Source organism: Ancylobacter sp. Lp-2, from assembly GCF_020523795.1.
Classification (GTDB): Bacteria; Pseudomonadota; Alphaproteobacteria; order Rhizobiales; family Xanthobacteraceae; genus Ancylobacter.
Window position 1 is genome coordinate 331587 of the sequence record NZ_JAJALI010000005.1, and the last position, 20134, is coordinate 351720.

The window sequence follows — 20134 nt, forward strand, 5'->3', positions numbered from 1 at the left end:
ACGACGGGGACCGCCACCCGCCAGCCGGATTTGAACATCATCAAGGGAAATCGCAACGGTTCCCCGCTCCGGCGCTCCCGTATGCTTCATGCTTCTTCGAAATGTCGCCGCTCTCCATGAGCGAACCGGACCGAGGCGGGAAGACATCTGCATCGGCCCGGTCGACGTCGCCTCGGGGGACGGGTCGGTCGGCAATGGCGACATGCAATCCGCGCCGCAACAGGTTCCGAACAGCGGCTGTGACGATGGATGCGTCGGCGCCGGGCGGCATGTCCCTGTGGGAAGCATGGGGAATGCCGGTCGCGCTCATCAGCACCGGCGGGCTCGGCTGGAAGCTCGCGCACGGACGCAGGGAACGCATGTTCGATACCGCCTCCGCCACCGCAGCTCTCCGACCACCAACGCCGCCTCCCGACGTTCGATGACCCGTGGCTGCAACGCTCGGGACGCCATTTCCTCGGCGTACCGCATCCGCTGAGCGTCTCTCCGCCGCCCCCATCTTCGATCACGCGCAGGCCCCCTCGCCGCCTGACACGGGACGAGCGCAAGCCGGCCGATCGGGCACGGTCGAATGAGGTGGAAGCTTCACATTGGCGGGTCGCGCCGCATCGAACGCGATGGCACCGAGCCTGTCGTCGTCAGCCTGTCGGGACGACTATCGGGGTGGAGCGCCGGAGCGTTGGAACTAACCGAACGAAATCAAAGCGCTGCGTCATTCCGATGGTGGAGCCGAGGGGATTTGAACCCCTGACCTCTGCAGTGCGATTGCAGCGCTCTCCCAACTGAGCTACGGCCCCTCACCATCAGGCCGCGCCTTGTACGTTCGCCCCCGCCGCCCTGTCAAGCAGCCTCGTGGGGTCACGCACAGGCGGACACGTTTTCCCGGCAGCGGCGCCGCTTCTCATGGTAAAAATACCGGATGCCTGCCTGTCGTCGCCGGCCGGCTGCTTCGCGAAGGCGGGAAGCGCGCCGGCCGGCTCGATCGGGGTTGCCGCAATGCGGCCGCGCCTTTAAGCATTCCTCAGCTTCGGCCCCGCGCCGCCCGCCCTCCTTGAGGTTCGCGATGTATTCGCTGCTCTGGCTGTTCGACACCATCGTCTCGCTCTATGTCTGGATCCTCATCGCCTCGGCCATTCTGTCCTGGCTGGTGGCGTTCAACGTGGTCAATCCGCAGAATCAGGTCGTACGCAGCGTCGGCGAGTTCCTGTGGCGTGTCACCGAGCCGGTGCTGGCGCCGATTCGCCGGCTGCTGCCCAATCTCGGCGGCATCGACGTCTCGCCCATCATCCTGATCATCGGCCTCTATTTCATTCGCAACCTGGTGTTCGAGCTGCTGGCCTGACCACGAGGTCCCTGTGACGACGCCGACCGCCTGGACGCTCACCGCGGACGGGGTGATGCTCAGCGTGCGCCTCACCCCGCGCGGCGGGCGCGACGCCGTCGAAGGCTATGTCGATCTGGCGGACGGAAGGCGGGCGCTGAAGGCGCGGGTCAGCGTCGCGCCGGAGGACGGCAAGGCCAACGCCGCCGTCACCCGCCTGCTGGCCAAGCTGCTGAACGTGCCGGCGGCGCAGGTGGAACTGGTCGCCGGCGCCACCGCCCGCCTGAAGACCTTCCGCATCCGGGGCGATACCGCCGCGATCGCCGGTAAGCTCGCGGCGCTCTGACGCCGCGCGAATCCGCGCCGATCGACAGGAAGAGCGGCGTATCTCCAGCCTCAGCCGGCCCAGCCGAAGGCGAGCTTTTCCAGCGTGCGCCCACCGAAGGACTCGGACGAGCGGGCGATATTGGCGCCGCCGAGCGCGCGGTAGAAGGCGAGCGCCGGCTCGTTGGCCGCCAGCGCCCACACCGTCACGCCGTCGAAGCCGACGCTGGCGAGTTCCTTGCGGGAATCGGCGAACAGCCGCCGGCCGAAGCCGAGGCCCTGATATTCCGGCCGGAGGTAGAGCTCATAGATCTCGCCCTCATAGGGCAGGCCACGGGCGCGGTTGCGACCGAGATTGGCATAGCCGGCGATGCGGTCGGCATGGGTGAGCACCAGCACGCGCGAGCCGCGCCGCAGGGCGGTCTCCCACCAGCCCGGCCCACGTCGCTCGATCATCTTCTCGAGCTCGACGCCGGGAATGAGACCGCGATAGGCCGCTCGCCACGCCGAGTCGTGGATCTCGGCGACGTCGGCCGCATCAGCCGGGCGGGCCCGGCGCGTTTCGATGAGAAGCGTGCCCATGTCCTGATGGGAGCAAAAGCCGGGCGCGGGATCAAGTAGCTTTGTGGCGAAATCGCGTGACGATCCACCAAAGCTCCCGTGACGGTGGATAGCGGCCGCCACCCGCCGTAAAAGAAAACGGCCGCCCCCGGGGGAGCGGCCGTGATTGTTTCGGGCCTGTTCGGCAGCCGGATGGGCTCAGACGCCCTCGGCTTCCTTGCGGCGCTCCTCGCGCTTGCGCTCGTTCGGGTCGAGCCAGCGCTTGCGGATGCGGATCGACTTCGGCGTCACCTCGACCAGCTCGTCGTCCTGAATCCAGGCCAGCGAACGCTCCAGCGTCATGCGGATCGGCGGGGTGAGGCGCACGGCCTCGTCCTTGGAGGTGGTGCGGATATTGGTGAGCTTCTTGCCCTTGAGCACGTTCACCTCGAGATCGTTCTCGCGGTTGTGCTCGCCGACGATCATGCCCTGATAGACCTTCCAGCCCGGCTCGATCATCATCGGGCCGCGATCCTCGAGGTTCCACAGCGCATAGGCCACCGCCTCGCCCGCCTCGTTCGAGATCAGCACGCCATTACGGCGGCCGGGGATTTCGCCGCGATGCGGCTGATAGGCGTGGAACAGCCGGTTCATGATCGCGGTGCCGCGCGTGTCGGTCATCAGTTCGCCCTGATAGCCGATGAGGCCACGGGTGGGCGCGTAGAACACCAGACGCTGGCGGCTGCCGCCCGAGGGCTTCATTTCCACCATCTCGGCCCGGCGCTCGCTCATCTTCTGAACGACCACGCCGGAATATTCCTCGTCCACGTCGATCAGCACTTCCTCGATCGGCTCGAGGATCTCGCCGCTGTCGGCGTCCTTGGTGAACACCACGCGCGGACGCGAGACGGCGATCTCGAAGCCCTCGCGGCGCATGGTCTCGATCAGCACGGCGAGCTGGAGTTCACCGCGGCCGGACACGAAGAACGAGTCCTTGTCGCTGGATTCCTCGATCTTCAGCGCCACATTGCCTTCCGCCTCGCGCAGCAGGCGGTCGCGGATGACGCGGCTGGTGACCTTGTCGCCCTCGGTGCCGGCCAGCGGCGAATCGTTGACGATGAAGGACATGGTGACGGTCGGCGGGTCGATCGGCTGCGCCTTCAGCGGGGCATCGACCGAAAGGTCGCAGAACGTGTCGGCGACGGTGCCCTTGGAGAGGCCGGCGATGGCGATGATGTCGCCCTGCACGCCCTCTTCGATCGGCTGGCGCTCGATGCCGCGGAAGGCGAGGATCTTGGACACGCGACCCTGCTCGACCACCGAGCCGTCCTGCGCCAGCACCTTCACCGACTGGTTCGGCTTGATCGAGCCGGAGGTGATGCGCCCGGTGATCATGCGGCCGAGGAAGGGGTTGGCTTCCAGCAGCGTGCCGATCATGCGGAACGGGCCGTCATCGACGGTGGGCTCCGGCACGTGCTTGAGCACTAGGTCGAACAGCGGGGCCATGCCCTCGTCGCTCGGGCCTTCCGGCGAATGCGCCATCCAGCCATTGCGGCCGGACCCGTAGAGGATCGGGAAGTCGAGCTGGTCGTCATTGGCGTCGAGCGCCGCGAACAGGTCGAACACCTCGTTGATGACTTCCTGCGAGCGGGCGTCGGAGCGGTCGACCTTGTTGATGGCGACGATGGGACGCAGCCCGACCTTCAACGCCTTGCCGACCACGAACTTGGTCTGCGGCATCGGGCCCTCGGCGGCGTCGACCAGCACGATGGCGCCGTCCACCATGTTGAGGATGCGCTCCACCTCGCCGCCGAAATCGGCGTGGCCGGGGGTGTCGACGATGTTGATGCGGGTATCCTTCCAGACCACCGAGGTGGCCTTGGCGAGGATGGTGATGCCGCGCTCCTTTTCGAGATCGTTCGAATCCATCACACGCTCGGCGACGCGCTGGTTCTCGCGGTAGGAACCGGACTGCTTGAGCAGTTCGTCCACCAGCGTGGTCTTGCCGTGGTCGACGTGGGCGATGATGGCGATGTTGCGCAGCTTCATAAGGTCAAACACCAAAAAGCGGGCCCGAAGGCAGTTCGGACCCGCATGGGAAATTTTGCGGCGCACTATACTCACAAAGCCCGCAAAGGCAACGCCGCCACGGCGTAAAAGCGCCCTTCCGGCTCGGCAAGAGCGCCAGCCGGCCGCTTCGATGCGCGATCAGTGGGCCTGACGCAGTTCCCAGAGCCGCCGAATCTGCCCGGCCTTGAGGATCTCGCCCTCCGGGGTACGCAGCCAGGCGACGTCGCGTCCGGCGGGCGACTGGGTCATGGCGAAGGCGACGGCGTCCTCCACCGTTTCGAACTCATAGCTGTCCGGCCAGTGGTCCGGCGCGTGCACGTCATGCGAGGCCGGCCAGTATTGCAGCCGGGCCGGACCATGATTCGTACCTGCGGAGCCGGAGCCGGCAGGGTCGGCGCCGGAACGGCCGGCGACGGCATGATCGATGGAAGTCGGGTCGGGTCGTTTCTCCATGAGGCGATCCTCCTTGTCGTCAGGTGGCGCGCCGCGCAAGCCGGCACGCCGGCGACGCCGTGGGTTGGTCGGCCACGACGAATATGCAAAACGCCCGATGCGGCGCACGGTTCCCCGACAAAATCGCGCGGTCCGGCCCAGCCGGCTCCTCCGCCCCTTGAACCGCGACGCGATCGTCCCAGTTGTCATTGCAGGACGAGATGCGGGCAAGATGGAGGGATCTGCGATGAATGGACGTCCCGATGCCGACCGGCCGGTCGAGGCCGAGGTCGACGAGGCGCTGAAGGAAAGCTTTCCGGCCAGCGACCCGCCCGCCTTTACCGGCATCACCGGCGCCGTGCCGATTCCCGAGACCCCGCCGACGCCGCCGAGCGAGGAAGACATCGACGAGGCGCTCGATGAGAGCTTCCCCGCCAGTGATCCGCCGGCCTTCACCGGCATCACCGGCGTCAAGCAAGGCAGTCCGTCGCGCTAATACATCTGGTCGGCGGCGAAGCTTCCCAGGCCGTAGGCGAAATAAGCCAGCAGCACGAACAGGATGAGATAGCCGGGCAGCATCGGGCTGCCCTCACCGCGGGCTCGGTTGCGCTGCTTGACCCGGGCGTGCCAGAACACGGCGGCAATGACGGCCAGCGGGGCCGGATACAGTCTTCCGCCCCCGAAAAATCCCAGCAGCACCGACACGATCAGGCAGACCGACAGCACCGCCGGCCCTTCCAGCCTGTCCTGAAGGGTCATGGGCAAGGGCGACGGCGGGCCTTGATAGGTCATGTCTCGTCCTGTGCGGGCGGCGGGCGGGAAAGCGGGGCCGGGTGGATCGTCAATCGGCGGACACCGTCCAAGGTGGCACGCGGCGAAAGCGGCGCGGGCGGACTCTTCCCCGACCGCCGGGCGTCCCTCATCCCGCGCCGATGCCCGGCCCGGTGGGACCGTTCGGCCCGGCGCCACGCCGCGCCCAGGGCCCGAAGCGGGCTTCCGGCTGGGCGGCGCGCAGCATCATCATCTCGCCGACATTCTCCGGCGACAGCAGGCCGACGAGCCGCCCCTCGGCGTCGAGCGCGCCCAGCACCGGCGCCCGGCTCTCGGTGAGCAGCTTCAGCCCCTGGTCGAGCGGCGCGCGCACCGGCAGCGTCGGGATATCGGCCTGCATGGCCTCGATCACCGGCGCCTGCGGGCCGCCGGCCTGCAGCGCCCGGATCATGGCGTCGCGGGTGAGCACGCCGCGCAGGTGGCCGCCGCCGTCGACGACGGGGAATTCCTTCTGGGTGGTGCGGATCAGCGCCTCGGCGGCGTCGCCGACGCTCGCCTGCGTCCCCAGCGTCTCGAAATGGGTGATCATCGCGTCCTGCACCAGCACGCCCCGCGCGGCCTGCCGCATCTGCACCGTGCCGGCCTCGCCGGAGGCGGCGAGGAACACGAAGACGGCGATGATGATCAGCATCGGATTGCCGAAAATGCCGAGAAAGCCGAGGACGATGGCCAGCGCCTGCCCGATCGAGGCGGCGGTCTGCGTCGCCTGCGCATGGCCCATCCGCATGGCGAGCAGCGCCCGCAGCACCCGCCCGCCATCCATCGGAAAGGCCGGGATGAGGTTGAACACCACGAGGAAGACGTTCGCTCCCGCCAGCTTGGCGAGCAGGCCGATCTGCGGGTTGTCGATGCTCTCCAGATGCTCGACGCCGGTGGTGCCGCCCAGCACCAGGATCAGCACCAGCGCGATCACCACGTTCACCGCCGGGCCGGCCAGCGCCACCACCAGCTCCTCGGAGGGCTTCTCGGGGATGCGCTCCAGCCGGGCGATGCCGCCGAACGGCCACAGCGTCACCTCCGGCGTCTTCACCCCGTAGCGGCGTGCCGCGAAGATGTGGCCGAACTCGTGCAGCAGCACGCACAGGAACAGCAGCGCCACGAAGGCGACGCCTTCCCAAGCGGCGCCGCTGCCGCCGCGCTGGTAGTAGGCCACCCAGATCCACACCAGGAACAACAGGAAGGTGACGTGGATGCGCACGGCGGTGCCGTAGATGTGACCGACGGTCAGCGACCAGGGCATGCGAGGTCTCCCATGCGAGTTCTCCGCGGCGGCGGTCCCCGGAAGGGCGGTTTCTCGCCCGGCCCGGTACAGCCATGCCGCACCGCGCGCTTCAACGCTAGAGCCTTTTCCGATCAGGCGGAATCACCTGATCGACAAGAAAATGCGCTCGATTCAACAAGCAGGAGCCTGTTCTCGTCGCGAACGCCTTCGTGGAACAGGCTCCAGCACCCGCTTCACGAAAGCCCGCCGACGGCCGGCCTCGCCATGCCCGGCCGCGACAGCATGTGACGGAACCGGCACCGGCATTTGCGGGTTGGCAGGACAGTCGCCCCTCACCCGGCCAGCAAGGGAGCCTTCGCCATGGAACGCACCGTCCGCACCACGACCGAAGCCATCGACCATGTGTGGAAGATGATGGAGGACATCCGCACCTGCATGCTGGTGACCAAGCAGGGCATCGCCCTGCGCGGCCGGCCGATGCATGCCATGCCCTCGCGCGGGGAAGGCTGCGTCTGGTTCCTGTCCGACCGGCGCGGCCACATGGACGAGGAGTTGGAGCGCGATCCGCAGGGCGCGCTGATCTTCGCCCATCCCGGCCGCAACGACTATCTGTCGGTCTCCGGCGAGACCGAGATCAGCCATGACCGGCTGCGCATCGACGAATTGTGGAACGATGCCGCCCGCGCCTTCTGGCCGGCCGGCAAGGACGATCCTGATATCTGCGTGCTGCGCTTCCTGCCCGAGGATGCGGAATATTGGGACGGCCCGTCGAGTTCGGTGGTGATCGCGCTCAAGCTGGCCACCGCCCGCCTGGCCGGCGAAAGGCCCGATCTCGGCGAGAACCGCAAGGTGCCGCTGGGCTGAACGAGCCCCCAGAAAAGAAAAGGCCCGGCGCGAGGCCGGGCCTTCGTCCTCATCTCGCCGAAAGCGCCGCTCAGCCGCCGACCTTGCGGTCGCGATTGGCGAGCGTGCGCAGGCGCAGCGCGTTCAGCTTGATGAAGCCGGCGGCGTCGCGGTGGTCATAGGCGACCGCGCCTTCCTCGAAGGTGACGAGGTCCTGATTGTACAGCGAATAGGGCGAGGAGCGGCCGACCACGGTGACGTTGCCCTTGTAGAGCTTCAGCCGCACCTGGCCGGTGACGAATTCCTGGCTCTTGTCGATCAGCACCTGCAGCATCTCGCGCTCGGGAGAGAACCAGAAGCCGTTATAGATCAGCTCGGCATAGCGCGGCATCAGTTCGTCCTTGAGATGCGCCGCGCCGCGGTCGAGCGTGATGCTCTCGATGCCGCGATGCGCCGCGATCAGGATGGTGCCGCCGGGGGTCTCGTAGACGCCGCGCGACTTCATGCCGACGAAACGGTTCTCGACGAGGTCGAGCCGGCCGATGCCGTTCTCCTTGCCGAGCGCGTTGAGGCGCGTCAGCAGCGCGGCCGGCGACAGCGTCTCGCCGTCGATGGCGACCGCGTCGCCCTGCTCGAAATCGACGGTGATGTAGGTCGCCTTGTCCGGCGCGTCCTCGGGGGCGATAGTGCGCATATACACCATCTCCGGCGCCTCGACCGACGGGTCCTCCAGCACCTTGCCCTCGGAGGAGGAGTGCAGCAGGTTGGCGTCGACGGAGAACGGCGCCTCGCCGCGCTTGTCCTTGGCGATCGGAATCTGGTGGCTTTCGGCGAAGGCGATCAGCTGCTCGCGCGAGCGCAGGTCCCATTCGCGCCACGGCGCGATGATCTTGATCTCCGGCTCCAGCGCGTAATAGCTCAGCTCGAAGCGCACCTGGTCGTTGCCCTTGCCGGTGGCGCCGTGCGAGACGGCATCGCCGCCGACCTTGCGGGCGATCTCGATCTGCTTCTTGGCGATCAGCGGCCGGGCGATCGAGGTACCGAGCAGGTACTGGCCCTCATAGAGCGCGTTGGCGCGGAACATCGGGAACACGTAGTCGCGCACGAATTCCTCGCGCACGTCCTCGATGAAGATGTGCTCCGGCTTGATGCCGAGCAGCTCGGCCTTCTTGCGCGCCGGCTCCAGCTCCTCGCCCTGGCCGAGATCGGCGGTGAAGGTCACCACCTCGCAGCCATAGGTGGTCTGCAGCCATTTGAGGATCACCGAGGTGTCGAGACCGCCCGAATAGGCGAGGACCACGCGCTTGACGTCAGCCATGTCGAAGGATTCCGCGAGAAGATCAGGAAGAGAGGCAAGGGATTTGAAAGCGCGCGGACTATAGGCATGGCGCGCGCAGGCGCAAGTGCGACGCGCAAATGCGACGCTCAGGGAGTGGGCGGCGCGGGAGGCGGCGATTTGGTCGCCTCCGGCACGGGCAAGGGCTGCGGCAAGGGCTGCGGCGGGGGAACAGGCTGCGCCGGAGGGAGAGGCGCCGCCGGCGGCGCCGGGGTGCGCTCGGCGAAGACCGGCTTCCAGAAGCCGGCGCTCCACCCCGCCACCAGCCAGTAGGCGAGCCCGCCGGCAAGCCCGGCGCCGAGGATGTAGAGGTCGACGTCGAAGCTGGCCAGCGCCGCGCCTTCCGGGAAGGGCGGGAACAGCTGCGCCCCGAGCCAGGCGGAAATCGCCCCGTTCGCCACGTGGAACAGCCAGGAGCGCACGCCGAACATCTCGGCGAACAAAACGCCGATCAGCGCCACCGCCCACATCATCAGCGCCGCGCCGGAGAGAGCGAGCCCGGAGATCATCGCCGCGTCGAACAGCCGGATCGCGTCGATGTCGCCGGTACCGGCGAGGATGTCGCCGACCCGCCAGGAGCCGGCGATCATCACCAGCACCGAGACGATCAGGGCGCAGACCAGCCCGAACGGCACCAGCACGAAGCGCAGCAACAGGCGCAGCAGGCTGTCCACGCCGCTATTCCGCCGAGGCCGCCATCGCCCGCAGCGCCAGCCGCTCGCGGGCGGAGAGCTTTTCGGTCTCGCTCTTCAGCTGGCCGCAGGCGGCGAGGATGTCGCGCCCGCGCGGCGTGCGCACCGGGCTCGAATAGCCGGCGCGGAACACGATGTCGGAGAACTGCTCGATGGTCTCCCAGTCCGAGCACTCATATTTGGTGCCCGGCCATGGGTTGAACGGGATCAGATTGATCTTGGCCGGGATGCCGGCCAGCAGCTTCACCAGCGCCTTGGCGTCGGACGGACTGTCGTTCACGCCCTTGAGCATGACGTATTCGAAGGTGATGCGCTTGGCATTCGAGGCCGGCGGATAGTTGCGGCAGGCGTCGAGCAGCTGCTTCAACGGGTACTTCTTGTTGATCGGCACCAGCACGTCGCGCAGTTCGTCGCGCACCGCGTGCAGCGAGATGGCAAGCATCGGCCCCACCTCGGTGCCGAGCTTCTCGATCTCCGGCACCACGCCGGAGGTGGAGACGGTGATGCGGCGCTTGCCGATACCCAGCCCCTCGCCATCCGACAGCACCTCGATGGATTTCGCCACCGAGTCATAGGCATAGAGCGGCTCGCCCATGCCCATGAACACGATATTGGTGACGAGGCGGTCGCCCTCGGTCGGCAGGCCCGGCCCGACGGCGCGCTCCTGCCCGGGGTAATCGCCCAGCCGGTCGCGCGCGACCATCACCTGCGCGACGATCTCGGCGGCGGTCAGGTTGCGCACCAGCCGCTGGGTGCCGGTGTGGCAGAACGAGCAGTTCAGCGTGCAGCCCACCTGCGAGGAGACGCAAAGCGTGCCGCGGTCGCTCTCGGGGATATAGACCATCTCGACGTCGTGCGGCTTGTCGCCGGCGATGTCCGGCGGCAGGCGCAGCAGCCATTTGCGGGTGCCGTCGGCGGAGACCTGCTCGACCACCACCTCGGGTCGGTCGAGGGTGAAGGCGGCGGCGAGCTTCTCGCGCAGCCCCTTGCCGACATTGGTCATGCCGTCGAAGGAGGTGACGCCGCGCAGATAGATCCAGTGCCAGAGCTGGGCGACGCGCATGCGCCGCTCGCGCTCGGGCAGGCCGATTTCGGCGAGCGCGGCGGAAAGGCCCTCGCGGTCGAGGCCGGCGAGCGAGCGCTTGGCCGGCGCGGCAGCGACGGGAGGAAAAGTACCGGCCGCCGGACGCGGCGCGGTTTCGATCAGTGTGTTCATGTCGGTCGGATAAGCCCCGCAACGGGTGCGCAAATGACTGCTTTCGCGCCTCATAGCACAGAAGTGGCGCCGGCGCGAATAACGCAGCCGTGCGGTCATCAGAGGCCGGGAACCAGCCGCGAGGTGCGGGCGCGATAGGCGTCATATTCTTCGCCGAACGCCGCGCTCAGCAGCGCCTCCTCGGCCCGGATGCGGGCGACGAGCGGCGGGATGAGCAGCAGCGCCAGCAGCACCCCGGCCATCGAGCGGAACACCAGCGCCCAGCCGAGCGAGCAGATCAGCAGGCCGGCATAGCTGGGATGGCGGATGACGCCATAGATGCCGTCGGTCACCAGCGTGTGGCCGGGCTGGATCGCCACCAGCCCGCTGAACCGGTTGCCGAGCACGAAGACCGGCCACAGCCGCAGCGCGCCACCGCCGGCGAACAGGAGCACGCCGAGCCAGCGCACGCCCGCGCCGCCGAAGGTCCACACATCGAGCCGGTCGGTATAGGCCGGCAGCCAGGCCGAGAGCAGGCCGAGAACGCCGAACACCGCGAGCACCCAGCGATTGCCGCGATCCTCGCGCTCGCCGGCGCTGAGATTGCCCTGCGTGAACAGCGCCGCTACCGCCAGCGCGAACAGCACCAGCGCGGCGGCGATGCGCGCCGGATCGGCGAAGAAGGCGTCGATGCCGCCCCAGCCGAGCACGGCGAGGCCGAGATAGGCGAGCGTCGCCAGCAGCGAGAGCGCGATGAGGGCCGGCGAGCGCAGCGCGGATGCCATGACGGCCTCCCGGTAATGCCCAACCCTTTTCAACCGCCGGCGGCCCCGCGCGGTTCCCGCCGGCGCCGGATCCGCTTCGGCGTCGGCCGCTACTTCAGCGGCACCCAGATGTCGATGACGAGGTCGTCCTCCGGCGTCGTCACCGGATCGGCGCGGTATTCCTCGACATAGAGGTCCTGCGCCTCCAAGTCCTTGGCGTCGAGTAGGTTGGCGATCTGCTCATAGGTCGGGTCCATCGCGTCATAGGGGCCGCGATGGGTGAAGCGCAGCGCCTTGCCGGCCGGCGAGGCGGAGAATTCGAAGCCCGCTCCCGGCTTCTCGGTGGTGGCGCCGGAGAACGGCACCGCCGCCTCGAACTCGAAGCCGGCGTCGTCGGTCATGGTGTACACGATGAACGGCGCGCCGACCCGCTTCAGCTTCAGCCGGTCGAGCTCGGCATAGACCTCCTTGAGCGTCGCCACCAGCGTGGAGAAGCCGTCGTCCCAGTTGCTCTTGGCGCTCTTCTGCAGCACCGGCACCGGCACCATCTCGGCGGGATCGCCGAAGCCGTCCGGACGCTGCAGCGGGTCGCCGCCCGGCGCCACCGCCGTGGTGCCGACGCCCTTGGGATCGACCACCGGCGGCGCCACCATGTCACCCTCCCCGACGGCAGGAGCTTCCGGCGTCTTCGGATCCGGCGTCGCCGGCGCGGCGGGGGACGGAGTTCCTGCGGCCGGCGCCTCGGCGGCCGGCGCGGGCGACTGCGCCCGGACCGGCAGCGCCACCATCGCCAGCAGCGCCAGCGCGAGCACGGATTTCATGAGAGGATTCAGGAGCCGAAGGACAAGCTGCATGGTTCACCCGGGCACGGCATGACGCCGTCCCATCCTTAGCATCCCGCCGGTGGCGCGACGATGGCGCAAAGCAGCCGCCACCACCTTTCCCCGCCCGCGCGGCAGCGGCGCCACGCCTCCATCCCCGATCCCTTGGGCACGCCTGCGCCGCCGGAACGGGCGTCCTGCGGCAAACGCACTGGCCTTCGCGCCCGGCTTCGCCATATAAGGGCGGAATTCCGCCGCTTGAGCGCCCGGCTGCGCATTTCTCGGAACACCATGGCTTCGCTGGCAGACCGCCCCTTCGTGAAGATGAACGGCCTCGGCAACGAGATCGTCGTGCTCGATCTGCGCGACGAGCCGGTGCCGGTGCCGCCGGCGGAGGCGCGCGCCCTCGCCCGGCCGGAGGTGCTGCCCTTCGACCAGATCATGGCGCTCTATCCCGCCGCCGTGCCGGGCATCGACGCCTATGTGCGCATCATCAACGCCGATGGCTCGGAGGCCGGCGCCTGCGGCAACGGCACGCGCTGCATCGCGCTCTACGAACATGGCCGCACCGGCCGCAGCCATATCCGCTTCGAATCCGTCGCCGGCCTGCTCGATTGCAATGTCGCCTCCGGCGGCATCACCGTCGACATGGGGCCGCCACGCTTCGGCTGGGCCGATATCCCGCTCGCCGGCCCGGTGGCCGATACCCGCGCCATCGACATCCAGGCCGGCCCGGCGGAAGCCCCGGTGCTCGTCGGCCCGGCGGTGGCCAATGTCGGCAACCCGCACGCGGTCTTCTTCGTGCCGGACGCCGCCGCCATCGACCTCGGCCGCTACGGGCCGGAGCTTGAGCGCCATCCCGCCTTCCCGGATCGCGCCAACATCTCGGTGGCGCAGGTGCTGGCGCCCGACCGCATCCTCCTGAAGGTATGGGAGCGCGGCGCCGGGCTCACCCGCGCCTGCGGCTCCGCCGCCTGCGCCACCGCTGTCTGCGCCGTCCGCCTCGGCCTCACCGGGCGCCGCGTCACCGTCACCCTGCCCGGCGGCGACCTCACCATCGAGTGGCGCGAGGCCGACGACCACATCCTGATGACCGGCCCGGCGGAACTGGAATTTTCCGGTCGCCTCACCCCCGACATGCTCGGCGTGACGGCCTGAAGGACCGCCTCATGTCCATCGACGTCGTCACCTTCGGCTGCCGCCTCAACACGCTCGAATCCGAGGCGGTGAAGCACGCCGCCGGCGCGGCGGGGCTTGACGACCTCGTGGTGGTCAACACTTGCGCCGTCACGGCGGAGGCGGTGCGGCAGGCCCGGCAGGCGATCCGCCGGCTGAAGCGCGAGCAGCCGGACAAGCGGATCGTCGTCACCGGCTGCGCCGCCCAGACCGAGCCGGCGACCTTCGCCGGCATGGAAGAGGTCGAGCGCGTGATCGGCAATGCCGAGAAGGCGAAGCCGGAGACCTGGGCCGCCACCCGCCAGGCGCTCGATTTCGGCGTCGGCAACGAGGAAAAGGCCGTCGTCGGCGACATCATGAGCGTGCGCGAGACCGCGCTGCACCTGATCGACGGGCTACAGGTCGACGGTATCGAGGGCCATACCCGCGCCTTCGTGCAGGTGCAGAACGGCTGCGACCATCGCTGCACCTTCTGCATCATTCCCTATGGACGCGGCAATTCCCGCTCGGTGCCGGCCGGCGAGGTGGTGGCGCAGGTGCGCCGGCTGGTCGAGAACGGCTACGCGGAAGTGGTGCTCACCGGCGTCGACCTCACCTCCTGGGGCGCCGGCCTGCCGGGTGCGCCGAAGCTCGGCACGCTGGTGCGCGCGATCCTGCGTCACGTGCCGGAGCTGCGGCGCCTCAGGCTCTCCTCCATCGATTCCGTCGAAGCCGATGACGAACTCATCCGCGCCATCGCCGAGGAAGAGCGGCTGATGCCGCATCTGCATCTCTCGCTGCAGGCCGGCGACGATCTCATCCTCAAGCGGATGAAGCGCCGGCATTCGCGGAGCGACGCTATTCGTTTCTGCGCCAGCATCCGCCGCGCCCGGCCGGACATGGTATTCGGCGCCGACATCATCGCCGGCTTCCCGACCGAGACCGAGGCGCATTTCCGCAACTCGCTGGCCCTCGTCGACGACTGCGGGCTGACGCATCTGCACGTCTTCCCGTTCTCGGCGCGGCGCGGCACGCCGGCAGCGCGCATGCCGCAGCTGCCGGGCGACGCGGTCAAGGAGCGCGCGCGCCGCCTGCGCGAGAAGGGCGCCAGCGCGCTGCTGCGCCACCTCGCCTCCGCGATCGGCACCCGGGCCGAGGTGCTCGCCGAGGCCGGCGGCCTCGCCCGCACCCGCGCCTTCACCCCGGTGCGGCTCGGCACCCCCATGCCGCGCGGCAGCATCGGCGAGGTGCGTATCGCCGGGCATGACGGCACGCATCTCCTCGGCACCCGGCTGATCGCCGCCTGAACCTTTCGGAAGCGACATGAGCGACGACACTCCCCGCCCCGGCTTCTGGAAGCGCCTGACACAGGGCCTGACGCGCACCGCGTCGAACCTGTCGACCGGCATCACCGACCTGTTCACCAAGCGCAAGCTCGACGCCGACACGCTGGAGGACCTCGAGGACGTGCTGATCCGCGCCGATCTCGGGGTGGAGACCTCCGCCCGCATCGCCGAGGTGGTCGGCAAGGGCCGCTACGACAAGCAGATCGAGCCGGAGGAGGTGCGCGGCCTCGTCGCCGCCGAGATCGAGAAGGTGCTGGCCCCCGTCGCCAGGCCGCTCACCTTCGGCGCCGACGGCAAGCCCTTCGTGCTCTTGATGGTCGGGGTCAACGGGTCGGGCAAGACCACCACCATCGGCAAGCTCGCCTCGGTGCTGCGGAGCGAGGGCAAACGCGTGGTGCTCGCCGCCGGCGACACGTTCCGCGCCGCCGCCACCGAGCAGCTGAAGGTGTGGGCCGACCGCACCGGCGCCGCCCTGGTCTCCCGCCCGCCGGGCGCCGACGCCGCCGGCGTCGCCTTCGACGCGCTGGCCCAGGCCAAGGCCGAGGGCGCCGACGTGCTGATCATCGACACTGCCGGCCGGCTGCAGAACCGCGCCGAGCTGATGGCGGAGCTGGAGAAGATCGTCCGCGTCATCAAGAAGCAGGACCCCGCCGCGCCGCATGCGGTGGTGCTCACCCTCGACGCCACGGTCGGCCAGAACGCGCTGTCGCAGGTGGACGCGTTCCAGCGCGTCGCCGGCGTCACCGGCCTCGTGATGACCAAGCTCGACGGCACCGCGCGCGGTGGCATCCTGGTGGCGCTGGCCGCCAAATACGGCCTGCCGGTGCATCTGATCGGCGTCGGCGAGGGCATTGACGATCTGCAGCCTTTCGCCGCGCGCGATTTCGCCCGCGCCGTGGTCGGCCTCGACGACTGAGGGACTCCTCGCGTCACGCGGGTGCGTCTGCGTCGCGAAAACGCAGGCGGGAAAACCGGACCGTGATCGCGCGGCCCTTGATCGCGCCGCATTGCCGGGCGACAACGCTGGAAAGTGAGGATTTCCACCGCGATGAACGATAACCGTCCCCCGGACGCATCCCGCAGCATGAGCCCGCTCGTCAAGATCGCGCTGGAACTCGGGCCGCTGGTGATCTTCTTCATCGCCAATGGCCGCGCCGGCATCTATGCCGCCACCGGCGCCTTCATGATCGCCACCTTCGTGGCGCTGGCGCTGATGTGGCTGATCGCCCGCAAGATCGCGGTGATGCCGCTGATCTCCGCCGCCGTGGTGCTGGTGTTCGGCACGCTCACCATCGTCCTGCAGGACGACCACTTCATCAAGATGAAGCCGACTCTGGTCAACGCGCTGTTCGGCGTGGCGCTGCTCGGCGGGCTGGCGTTCAGGAAGCCGCTGCTGCCCTATGTGCTCGGCGACGTGTTCGAGCTGACGCCGGAAGGCTGGCGGGTGCTCACCATCCGCTGGGGCGTGTTCTTCATCGTCATGGCGGTGCTGAACGAGATCGTCTGGCGCTCGGTGTCGACCGACTCATGGGTCGCCTTCAAGACCTTCGGCTACCTGCCGCTCACTTTGGTCTTCGCCATGGCGCAGGTGCCGCTGATGACCCGCCACGGCGCCCCGGCCGGCAGCACCGCCAAGACCGGCATTCCCAAGACCGGCGCGCCCGAGGCCGGCGAGTAGCGGCCACTACCGAAGCACCGGGGCCTTGAGGAGCCGCCTCGCGGCCGCACCTTCCGATCCTGTCCCCTTCTTGCCCTCTCCCCGCACCGAACTCGGCTGTTACCGAGTTCGGTTCCGGGAAGGTCGAAACCGGATTTATCCGGTTTCGACGGAGATGGCCCGCGTCAGCGGTGAGCGGCGACGCCATTGGGAGGCGTGGAGCCCCCTCGCCCCATCCCTCTCCGTCAAACCCGGCCGGTGCCGCGTTTGACCTTCGTGGAGACCGAGTGCGGCACCAGCCGGGCCCGGTGCGGGAGAAGAAGGCCCGTTACGGCGCCGGGTTGCCGGTCAGCTGGTGCACGGCATCGATCTTCTCGATCACCTCCGGCGCCAGCACCACGTCCTGCGCCGCGATGTCGGTCTTCAGCTGCTCCAAGGTGGTGGCGCCGAGGATCACCGAGGTCATGAAGCCGCGCGACAGCGCAAAGGAGAGCGCCATCTGCGCCGGGTCGAGCCCATGCTCGGCGGCGATGGCGAGATAGGCGTCGATCGCCGCTTCCGTACCCGGCTTCTGGTAGCGCTGGCCACGATCGAACAGCGTGGTGCGCGCCCCGGCCGGCCGGGCGCCCTTCTGGTACTTGCCGGTCAGGAAGCCCTGCCCCAGCGCCGAATAGGCGAGCAGCGCCACGTCCTCGCGCAGGCTCACCTCGGCGAGCGCGGTCTCGTAGGTGCGGTTGATGAGGTTGTAGGCGTTCTGCACCGAGGCGACGCGCGGCAGGCCGTGCTTATCGGCTTCCGCGAGGAAGCGCATCGTGCCCCAGGCGCTCTCGTTGGAGAGACCGATATGGCGCACCTTGCCTTCGCTCACCAGCTCACCGAACGCCTGCAACGTCTCGAGGATCGGCGTCTCGTCCGGCGTCGGCCGGCCGTCGGCGCCCTCGGGCCAGCGGGTCGGGTTGGAGCCCCAGGCCATCTCGCGGCCCGGCCAATGCAGCTGGTAGAGGTCGATATAGTCGGTCTGCAGCCGGTTCAGGCTCTTCTCCACCGCCTCGCGGATCTGCACGCGGTTGGGCTTGCCGGGCGAGCCGTCATCGCGGAACCAGGTCATCTCGGAGAGGCCGACCACCTTGGTGGCGAGGATCACCTTGTCGCGGTTGCCGCGCGCCTTGAGCCAGGTGCCGATGATGCGCTCGGTGGAGCCGGTGGTCTCCGGCTTGGGCGGGATCGAATAGAGCTCGGCGGTGTCGATGAAGTTGATGCCCTCGGCGAGGGCGTAGTCGAGCTGGGCATGGCCTTCGGCTTCGGTGTTCTGCTGCCCATAGGTCATGGTGCCGAGGCAAAGCGCGCTCACCTCGAGGCCGGTGCGGCCGAGCGGACGATACTGCATGATGGGATCAACGACTTGCTGGTGGGGAAGGTCGGGGCGAGGAAACCGACGGAGCAACTCCGGCCGCGCGGGCCGTCCTACCGGCTGTCGAGAACCGGCTGGAAGGCGCGCGTGAGTTCCTCGGCGATGAAGGCGGTACCATAGACCGACAGATGGTTCCTGTCGAAATAGAAACTGCCATTGGCGTCGCCCCAGAGATAGAGCTCGCCCTGGCGGAAGCCGCGATCGACCGAGACGTACCACACCTCGCCACCGGCGAGCCGCGCCATCGCCCGCTCGGCCGGGCCCTGCAGGACGGCGTCGGCGGCGAGGGATTGCGAACTCCCGGCGATGGTCTCCAGCAGCTCGGCGCCACCCACGCCCTCGCCGGCCCCGAGGAACACCACCTGCTCCATCAGCTTGTCGGGCGAGGCCGGCTGCTCGGGCACCTGGTCCAGCAGCACCACGGCGACGCCGAGCCCGGCATAGCGCTGCACCGTATGCGCCAGCAGGTCGGCGAACACGCCGTCCGGGCCGGCGGAGGGATGGATGGACGGTGCGGCCGCCGCCGCCGGAATGAAGGAAAACCGGCCCCGGGCGCCCGGCCGTTCGCCGTTGAAATAGTGCGACCAGCGCGCCGCCAGCACCACGACGTCGAAGCCGCCGTCGCGCACCGCCTCATATTCGCGGCGGTTGACCTCCTCGCACAGGCCGCGCGCCAGCGTGCTGCCCCTCACTTCGGCATCGAGCACCGGCGGGCAATCCCCCGCTCCCAGCCAGGAGACGGCGTTGCGCGCGCCGAGAAGATGGAACGCCGGCAGGATGGCGGCGGAATGGCTATCGCCGATCACCAGGATACGGTGCGCCGGCTCCGGCGGGGTGAAGATCGGGCACAGCAGGTTGAAATCGCCGATCTCCGTCGCCCCGGTGCCCAGCCAGCACGGCTTGGCCAGCGGCGCGTCGGCGAGGCTGGCCAGCAGCCCGGCCTCGCGGCTGCCGGGCGCCGGCACCGGCACGCGGCCGGGAATGCCCTTCGAGACGCTGGCATAGAGGCCGCCGGCGACGAACAGCACGCCGCAGGCGGCACAGGCGGCGGCGAAGCGTCGGCGCGCCACCCCCGGCGCGGCGCGGCGGCGGAACGGCCGCTCGACGAAGCGCCAGCTCAGCGCGCCCAGCCCCACCGCCGCTACAGCGAGCAGCAGCAGCAGGCCTTCCGACGGCGCCGAAAGGCTGCGGATGCGCGCGAAGGCGAACAGCGGCTGGTGCCAGAGATAGGTGCTGTAGCTGATCACCCCGAGCCCGACCAGCGGCGGCAGCGACAGCAGCCGGGCGGCGGCGGTGCCCGGCTGGGCGAACAGGATGACCAGCACCGCCCCGCCGACCGGCACCAGCGCGTAGAGGCCGGGGAACGGCGTGCCGCCATCGAACAGGAACACCGCGCCGAGAATGAGCCCGAGGCCGGCGAGGCCGAGCGGCTCGCTGCGCCGCATCGGCCCGTCCAGCATGAGGAAGGCGCAGAGCGCGCCGGCGAGCAGCTCCCAGGCGCGGAACGGCGTCAGGTAGAAATTCGCCACCGGCGCGAAACGCGATCCCCATTCCGCCAGCATCAGGCTGGCGAGCGCCAGGGCGGCGGTCGCCCAGAACGCGACGCGGCGCCCCTGCCGCCAGAGCAGCACGAAGGCCAGCGGCGCGACGAGGTAATATTGCTCCTCGACGGCGAGGCTCCAGGTGTGCAGCAACGGCTTTAGCTCGGAGGCGGCGGCGAAATAGCCGCCATCCTCGCGCCAGAACAGGAAGTTGGAGACCGAGAACACCACCGCGACGACGCTGCGACCGAAATGGCGCAGCTGGTCGGGCACCATCCACGCCCAGGCGAAGGGCAGGCAGCAGAGGAGCACGAAGAACAGCGCCGGCAGGATCCGCCGCGCCCGCCGCTCGTAGAAGCCGAGCAGCGAGAACTCGCCGCGCCGGACCTCCGTGAGCAGGATGCTGGTGATGAGGTAGCCGCTGATGACGAAGAAGATGTCGACGCCGACGAAGCCGCCGGAAAACGCCCCGATCCCGGCGTGAAACAGGATCACCGGGGTGACGGCGAGCGCGCGCAGCCCATCGATTTCGGGTCGGTACTTCATCCCCGTTTCTGACGGGAAAATACCACCAGCGACTAGTGACGCGCGGCCACGCTGCGCGGGAAAATGCCGCGTTACTCGCCATCTGCG

Annotated in this window: 21 protein-coding genes and 1 tRNA gene; 8 read left to right on the top strand and 14 right to left on the bottom strand. The window is 68.9% G+C overall.

Translation table 11 applies throughout. The annotated features are described in order from the left end of the window. Positions 1-40: 40 nt before the first annotated feature. Entirely contained in the window at positions 41-382 is a 342-nt protein-coding gene (locus LGR54_RS15060) for a hypothetical protein (protein WP_230362811.1), read from the bottom strand. Between the two features lie 339 nt (positions 383-721). Next, positions 722-797: transfer RNA gene (locus tag LGR54_RS15065), tRNA-Ala, on the bottom strand. A 266-nt stretch (positions 798-1063) separates the two neighbouring features. Between LGR54_RS15065 and LGR54_RS15070 the strand changes: the two genes are divergently transcribed. Together LGR54_RS15070 and LGR54_RS15075 are read left to right on the top strand one after the other, a co-directional pair. Further along, a complete protein-coding gene (locus tag LGR54_RS15070) occupies positions 1064-1342 on the top strand; it encodes a YggT family protein (protein ID WP_230362812.1) in 279 nt (92 codons plus the stop codon). Positions 1343-1355: 13 nt separating this feature from the next. Next, a complete protein-coding gene (locus tag LGR54_RS15075; protein ID WP_370638206.1) occupies positions 1356-1667 on the top strand; it encodes a DUF167 family protein in 312 nt (103 codons plus the stop codon). A gap of 50 nt (positions 1668-1717) precedes the next feature. Here the strand turns inward: LGR54_RS15075 and LGR54_RS15080 are convergent, their stop codons facing one another. The 3 genes from LGR54_RS15080 to LGR54_RS15090 form a co-directional block, all read right to left on the bottom strand. Beyond that, the gene (locus tag LGR54_RS15080) at positions 1718-2227 is read right to left on the bottom strand and encodes a GNAT family N-acetyltransferase (RefSeq protein WP_230362813.1); all 510 of its coding nucleotides are present in this window, start codon (positions 2225-2227) and stop codon (positions 1718-1720) included. A gap of 177 nt (positions 2228-2404) precedes the next feature. Next, entirely contained in the window at positions 2405-4234 is a 1830-nt protein-coding gene (gene typA, locus LGR54_RS15085; RefSeq protein ID WP_230362814.1) for a translational GTPase TypA, read from the bottom strand. 159 nt (positions 4235-4393) lie between these two features. Continuing rightward, positions 4394-4708, bottom strand: coding sequence for a hypothetical protein (locus LGR54_RS15090; RefSeq protein ID WP_230362815.1), 315 nt, complete (start codon positions 4706-4708; stop codon positions 4394-4396). 226 nt (positions 4709-4934) lie between these two features. Between LGR54_RS15090 and LGR54_RS15095 the strand changes: the two genes are divergently transcribed. Continuing rightward, on the top strand, positions 4935-5183 hold the full coding sequence (locus LGR54_RS15095; protein WP_230362816.1) for a hypothetical protein: 249 nt from the start codon (positions 4935-4937) through the stop codon (positions 5181-5183). On the opposite strand, the gene LGR54_RS15100 is transcribed toward LGR54_RS15095, so the two are convergent. After that, positions 5180-5479: a hypothetical protein gene (locus tag LGR54_RS15100; RefSeq protein ID WP_230362817.1), complete on the bottom strand. Its 300-nt coding sequence runs from the start codon at positions 5477-5479 to the stop codon at positions 5180-5182. The two genes, LGR54_RS15095 and LGR54_RS15100, sit on opposite strands and share 4 nt — an antisense overlap. Positions 5480-5606: 127 nt before the next feature. Then, positions 5607-6758: a site-2 protease family protein gene (locus LGR54_RS15105; RefSeq protein ID WP_230362818.1), complete on the bottom strand. Its 1152-nt coding sequence runs from the start codon at positions 6756-6758 to the stop codon at positions 5607-5609. Positions 6759-7100: 342 nt separating this feature from the next. Here LGR54_RS15105 and LGR54_RS15110 point away from each other — a divergent pair, with 342 nt between their 5' ends. Then, a complete protein-coding gene (locus LGR54_RS15110; protein WP_230362819.1) occupies positions 7101-7604 on the top strand; it encodes a pyridoxamine 5'-phosphate oxidase family protein in 504 nt (167 codons plus the stop codon). A 70-nt stretch (positions 7605-7674) separates the two neighbouring features. Here LGR54_RS15110 and LGR54_RS15115 read toward each other — a convergent pair whose 3' ends face one another. The 5 genes from LGR54_RS15115 to LGR54_RS15135 all read right to left on the bottom strand — a co-directional run bounded on the left by LGR54_RS15115 (position 7675) and on the right by LGR54_RS15135 (position 12391). Then, on the bottom strand, positions 7675-8901 hold the full coding sequence (locus LGR54_RS15115; RefSeq protein ID WP_230362820.1) for an argininosuccinate synthase: 1227 nt from the start codon (positions 8899-8901) through the stop codon (positions 7675-7677). A 107-nt stretch (positions 8902-9008) separates the two neighbouring features. Next, positions 9009-9593, bottom strand: coding sequence for a hypothetical protein (locus LGR54_RS15120; RefSeq protein ID WP_230362821.1), 585 nt, complete (start codon positions 9591-9593; stop codon positions 9009-9011). A 4-nt stretch (positions 9594-9597) separates the two neighbouring features. Continuing rightward, entirely contained in the window at positions 9598-10827 is a 1230-nt protein-coding gene (rlmN, locus tag LGR54_RS15125) for a 23S rRNA (adenine(2503)-C(2))-methyltransferase RlmN (protein WP_230362822.1), read from the bottom strand. 98 nt (positions 10828-10925) lie between these two features. Beyond that, on the bottom strand, positions 10926-11591 hold the full coding sequence (locus LGR54_RS15130; protein ID WP_230362823.1) for an isoprenylcysteine carboxylmethyltransferase family protein: 666 nt from the start codon (positions 11589-11591) through the stop codon (positions 10926-10928). A gap of 89 nt (positions 11592-11680) precedes the next feature. Then, complete coding sequence (locus tag LGR54_RS15135) at positions 11681-12391, bottom strand: GyrI-like domain-containing protein (protein ID WP_230362824.1); 711 nt, start codon at positions 12389-12391, stop codon at positions 11681-11683. A 291-nt stretch (positions 12392-12682) separates the two neighbouring features. On the opposite strand from LGR54_RS15135, the gene dapF reads away from it, so the two are divergent. From dapF to LGR54_RS15155, 4 genes are all read left to right on the top strand, one after another. After that, positions 12683-13549 (top strand): diaminopimelate epimerase, encoded by an 867-nt coding sequence (dapF, locus tag LGR54_RS15140; protein ID WP_230362825.1) that lies wholly within the window; start codon positions 12683-12685, stop codon positions 13547-13549. A gap of 11 nt (positions 13550-13560) precedes the next feature. Then, the gene (mtaB, locus tag LGR54_RS15145) at positions 13561-14853 is read left to right on the top strand and encodes a tRNA (N(6)-L-threonylcarbamoyladenosine(37)-C(2))-methylthiotransferase MtaB (RefSeq protein ID WP_230362826.1); all 1293 of its coding nucleotides are present in this window, start codon (positions 13561-13563) and stop codon (positions 14851-14853) included. A 16-nt stretch (positions 14854-14869) separates the two neighbouring features. Beyond that, complete coding sequence (gene ftsY, locus LGR54_RS15150; protein WP_230362827.1) at positions 14870-15808, top strand: signal recognition particle-docking protein FtsY; 939 nt, start codon at positions 14870-14872, stop codon at positions 15806-15808. A gap of 168 nt (positions 15809-15976) precedes the next feature. Continuing rightward, a complete protein-coding gene (locus LGR54_RS15155) occupies positions 15977-16570 on the top strand; it encodes a septation protein A (RefSeq protein WP_230362828.1) in 594 nt (197 codons plus the stop codon). A 307-nt stretch (positions 16571-16877) separates the two neighbouring features. Here LGR54_RS15155 and LGR54_RS15160 read toward each other — a convergent pair whose 3' ends face one another. After that, complete coding sequence (locus LGR54_RS15160; protein ID WP_230362829.1) at positions 16878-17936, bottom strand: NADP(H)-dependent aldo-keto reductase; 1059 nt, start codon at positions 17934-17936, stop codon at positions 16878-16880. Positions 17937-18013: 77 nt separating this feature from the next. Next, positions 18014-20047 (bottom strand): acyltransferase family protein, encoded by a 2034-nt coding sequence (locus LGR54_RS15165; protein ID WP_230362830.1) that lies wholly within the window; start codon positions 20045-20047, stop codon positions 18014-18016. Between the last annotated feature and the right edge of the window lie 87 nt (positions 20048-20134).

Bases quoted from the DNA above. Each gene is read 5' to 3' on its own strand.
- LGR54_RS15095 (WP_230362816.1), top strand. From the start codon at position 4,935: ATGAATGGACGTCCCGATGCCGACCGGCCGGTCGAGGCCGAGGTCGAC.
- LGR54_RS15135 (WP_230362824.1), bottom strand. From the start codon at position 12,391: ATGAAATCCGTGCTCGCGCTGGCGCTGCTGGCGATGGTGGCGCTGCCG.
- LGR54_RS15130 (WP_230362823.1), bottom strand. From the start codon at position 11,591: ATGGCATCCGCGCTGCGCTCGCCGGCCCTCATCGCGCTCTCGCTGCTG.
- LGR54_RS15165 (WP_230362830.1), bottom strand. From the start codon at position 20,047: ATGAAGTACCGACCCGAAATCGATGGGCTGCGCGCGCTCGCCGTCACC.
- LGR54_RS15105 (WP_230362818.1), bottom strand. From the start codon at position 6,758: ATGCCCTGGTCGCTGACCGTCGGTCACATCTACGGCACCGCCGTGCGC.
- LGR54_RS15090 (WP_230362815.1), bottom strand. From the start codon at position 4,708: ATGGAGAAACGACCCGACCCGACTTCCATCGATCATGCCGTCGCCGGC.
- mtaB (WP_230362826.1), top strand. From the start codon at position 13,561: ATGTCCATCGACGTCGTCACCTTCGGCTGCCGCCTCAACACGCTCGAA.
- typA (WP_230362814.1), bottom strand. From the start codon at position 4,234: ATGAAGCTGCGCAACATCGCCATCATCGCCCACGTCGACCACGGCAAG.
- LGR54_RS15110 (WP_230362819.1), top strand. From the start codon at position 7,101: ATGGAACGCACCGTCCGCACCACGACCGAAGCCATCGACCATGTGTGG.
- LGR54_RS15070 (WP_230362812.1), top strand. From the start codon at position 1,064: ATGTATTCGCTGCTCTGGCTGTTCGACACCATCGTCTCGCTCTATGTC.
- dapF (WP_230362825.1), top strand. From the start codon at position 12,683: ATGGCTTCGCTGGCAGACCGCCCCTTCGTGAAGATGAACGGCCTCGGC.
- LGR54_RS15115 (WP_230362820.1), bottom strand. From the start codon at position 8,901: ATGGCTGACGTCAAGCGCGTGGTCCTCGCCTATTCGGGCGGTCTCGAC.
- LGR54_RS15160 (WP_230362829.1), bottom strand. From the start codon at position 17,936: ATGCAGTATCGTCCGCTCGGCCGCACCGGCCTCGAGGTGAGCGCGCTT.
- LGR54_RS15155 (WP_230362828.1), top strand. From the start codon at position 15,977: ATGAGCCCGCTCGTCAAGATCGCGCTGGAACTCGGGCCGCTGGTGATC.
- LGR54_RS15100 (WP_230362817.1), bottom strand. From the start codon at position 5,479: ATGACCTATCAAGGCCCGCCGTCGCCCTTGCCCATGACCCTTCAGGAC.
- rlmN (WP_230362822.1), bottom strand. From the start codon at position 10,827: ATGAACACACTGATCGAAACCGCGCCGCGTCCGGCGGCCGGTACTTTT.
- ftsY (WP_230362827.1), top strand. From the start codon at position 14,870: ATGAGCGACGACACTCCCCGCCCCGGCTTCTGGAAGCGCCTGACACAG.
- LGR54_RS15080 (WP_230362813.1), bottom strand. From the start codon at position 2,227: ATGGGCACGCTTCTCATCGAAACGCGCCGGGCCCGCCCGGCTGATGCG.